The sequence below is a fragment of the Candidatus Igneacidithiobacillus taiwanensis genome, from assembly GCF_031962545.1.
Taxonomy (GTDB): Bacteria; Pseudomonadota; Gammaproteobacteria; order Acidithiobacillales; family Acidithiobacillaceae; genus Igneacidithiobacillus; species Igneacidithiobacillus taiwanensis.
This window is the reverse complement of sequence record NZ_JAVRKK010000205.1, coordinates 1-2,971: the sequence shown is the minus strand read 5'-3', so window position 1 is coordinate 2,971 and position 2,971 is coordinate 1. Positions and strand designations below refer to the sequence as shown.

Below are 2,971 nucleotides of genomic sequence, written 5' to 3'. Positions count from 1 at the left end.
ACGGCGCATCGAGCTCTATCGCACTGGTGCGCCCATGGTGCTGGGAGAAATCCTCGATATCAGCGAGGGTGGTACCAGGGTTCGCCAGGTGGGTCGGGCTGTCGGTTTTTCCCTGCATTCTGGCGAACGCTTGCCGAAAGTGTTTTTTTCCATGCGGGACGGCACCCAGATTTCTTGCCCGGCAACGGTGCGACATTTCATTTCCGGGCAGGATGGCATCGGGCTCGAGTTTACCGATATCGATCCTGCAGCGCGTCGTGCCATTGCTAAATACGTCTTTGATCGAGATCGAGAAATTGCGCGTGCGCAGGGGATCGAGCTAGGCGGCCATTCGTCGCGCAAAAGTAGCGTGTGGAGCCAGTTCAAACGCTGGATTTCTTCGTAGCCCAGACCTCGAGCGCCCAAGCGCGCCATTCGTCCGGCGGCGCACCGCGAAGCCCGTCTGGTGTCGGAAAGCCCAGGCGTTGCAAGCTCTGCTCCCAGGCCCCGCGCGGGTCGAAGGCCGCTGCCCCACCGCTTTTCGAAAGCTTCTTGCCATCCTGGCCAAGGACCAGGGGTAAATGCCCATATTGTGGCTGCGGGTATCCCAAGCAGACCTGCAAAAAGCGCTGCACTGGAGTAACGGAGACGAGATCGGCACCACGGATCACTTCCGTAACATCTTGCGCGTGGTCGTCCACCACGCAGGTAAACACATAGGCGTAAGGGCCATCGGCGCGCAGCAGCACCGGGTCCTGCTCGGGAAAGCGGCTTTCCTGCATACCGAGATAGCGATCCTGCCAAAAACCTACTCGGGCGGTGCGCAGATCCAAGCGCCAAGCCCGCGCCTGCGCCGGGGGCCGCTCGCGGCAGTGGCAGGGAGATTGCAGAAGGCTCTGGCGGCTACAGCCGCAGGGATAAGCAAGGCGGGCGGCACGAAGCTTTGCAAAGGCGGCGTCGTAGTCTGCCTGACAAGCCGATTGGTAGCGAATGGCGCCGTCCCAGTGCAAGCCAAGCATAGTTAATTGCTCTTGTATCTGTTCCGCATATACGGGCTGGCAGCGCTGCACGTCGATGTCATCGATGCGTAAAAGCCAGCGCCCGCCCTGACCTTTGGCGCTGAGATAGCTGCCGATTGCCGCGAGCACCGAGCCCTCGTGCAAAGGTCCGCTCGGGCTCGGCGCAAAACGGCCCGTCACGTCGTGAGTTTCCGCCCGCACTGCACCCTGATCGTTGCATTCTTCCCTCTCCATGCGCGCAATGGTAGCAAGAGCCGGCGCTGTGGGCATTTTCCTGCCGCTAGCGTGCTATGCTGGGCGTGTGGCGAGTGGGAGGAGGGTAGATGGCGACAGGGGAGTTTGCGCTGATCGACGAACTACGTCGCGGTCTGGGGCAGGTGGAAGACGACGCGGCGGTCATTGTCGGGATTGGCGACGACGCGGCGGTGCTCGATTGCGGTGGGCGCCGCCTGGTAGCCTGCACCGATACCCTCGTCGCCGGCCGGCATTTCTTTGCCGAGCTTGGCGCCGACGATCTCGCTTGGAAGGCGCTGGCGGTCAATCTGAGCGATCTTGCCGCCATGGGTGCCGAGCCGCGCTGGGCACTGCTCAATCTTGCTCTGCCGGCAGGTATGGCTACCCCGGCTTGGCGCGCGGACTTTATGCGTGGCTGGCAGGAGCTGGCTCTGCCTTTTAATCTGCGCTTGGTGGGGGGCGATACGGTTGCCTGCGATGGCCCATTAACGGTGACCGTGACCGCCTTGGGCCTGCTGGCGGGAGATGCCCTGCTGCGCAGTGGCGCGCAAGTGGGCGATGATCTCTACGTGACCGGCACCTTGGGTGATGTCGCCCTTGCGCTCGAACTTGCTTTTGCCGAACGTGCCGGCGAGGCCGTCGAGGACTTGCCGGGAGCGGCGACTCTGGAGCAGTGTCGTCGACGTCCCACCCCGCGTGTTGCCTTTGGTCAGGCAGCGCAGCGGCTGGGGGCGCGCTGTGCGCAGGATGTCTCCGATGGGTTTCTCGCCGACCTACACCACATCCTGCAGGCCTCGGGGGTGGGGGCGCGGATCGATGGCGATGCCATCCCCCTGAGCCCCGTTCTGGCGGGTTGGGTGGGCGACGACTGGCAACGGTTGTTGCGTACCGCTCTCACCGGCGGCGATGATTACGAACTCATTCTCGCCGCACCTCCCGCCCTTGCCGTGCAGCTGCAGACCGCAGCGCAGCAAACGCAAACGCCCCTGCAGCGGGTGGGTAGTGTTTTGCCGGCAGCGGCAGGTTTGCAGCTTTTTTGGCAGGGTAGGCGCCAAGACCTACCAGAACATTTGGGGCACCAGCATGTCATCTGAATTTCCCATCTATCTACCTTTGCGGCCAGCGGCCTTGCCCTTGGCGCAGCGTCTAGCCGCGTGGATCGAGCTCGCCGGTCGACCGGTTGCTCTGCAACTCTGCGCAACCTTGCCGCTGACCAAAACCTCTGCTGGCGTTGCCCTGGGTGACTTTGACAACATCGATGCTTGGCGCCAAGCGGGGGGCGTACGACTCGATCCTCTCGACTGGCCAGCGATGGCGGCGTACCTCCGGCAGCACTGGCCGCTTTCCACCCCGCCGCGTACGCGATTTGGTGTTACCCCAGCAACAGCGCCCCTGCCCGGAGAAATCTGGTCGGATGGCGAGGGCTTGGCTTTGGAATTAGCCCCTCCGGAATGGGCGCTGTTGCAGCGCGCCCAACCGCTCGGCTGGCAACTGGCAACGGCAGAATCCTGTACGGCGGGCGGCATTGCTGCGCGGATTGCCGCCTTACCCGGCTCCTCGGCACTCCTGCGCCAGGGTTATGTGGTCTACAGCAATGCCGCCAAGGAGGAGATGCTGGGGGTGCAAGGCGCAACCCTCGCACGCCACGGTGCCGTTTCGGAAGCGGTGGTGGAAGAGATGCTCGAAGCCGCTCTCGGGCAGGCAGAGCTCGCGGTGGCGGTGAGCGGCATTGCCGGGCA

At 63.6% G+C, this 2,971-nt stretch carries 4 protein-coding genes; 3 read left to right on the top strand and 1 reads right to left on the bottom strand.

The features are described from left to right. A partial coding sequence (locus tag RTI30_RS13710) for a PilZ domain-containing protein (protein ID WP_312284068.1) occupies positions 1-385 on the top strand: 385 nt, incomplete at its 5' end. Here the strand turns inward: RTI30_RS13710 and gluQRS are convergent. Beyond that, a complete protein-coding gene (gene gluQRS / locus RTI30_RS13705) occupies positions 363-1,268 on the bottom strand; it encodes a tRNA glutamyl-Q(34) synthetase GluQRS (RefSeq protein WP_312261051.1) in 906 nt (301 codons plus the stop codon). The two genes, RTI30_RS13710 and gluQRS, sit on opposite strands and share 23 nt — an antisense overlap. Before the next feature lie 53 nt (positions 1,269-1,321). On the opposite strand from gluQRS, the gene thiL reads away from it, so the two are divergent. Beyond that, a complete protein-coding gene (thiL, locus tag RTI30_RS13700) occupies positions 1,322-2,326 on the top strand; it encodes a thiamine-phosphate kinase (RefSeq protein WP_312261052.1) in 1,005 nt (334 codons plus the stop codon). Beyond that, positions 2,316-2,971, top strand: a 656-nt coding sequence (locus RTI30_RS13695; protein WP_312284067.1) for a CinA family protein, incomplete at its 3' end; no start/stop codon positions are given. The genes thiL and RTI30_RS13695, both read left to right, overlap by 11 nt.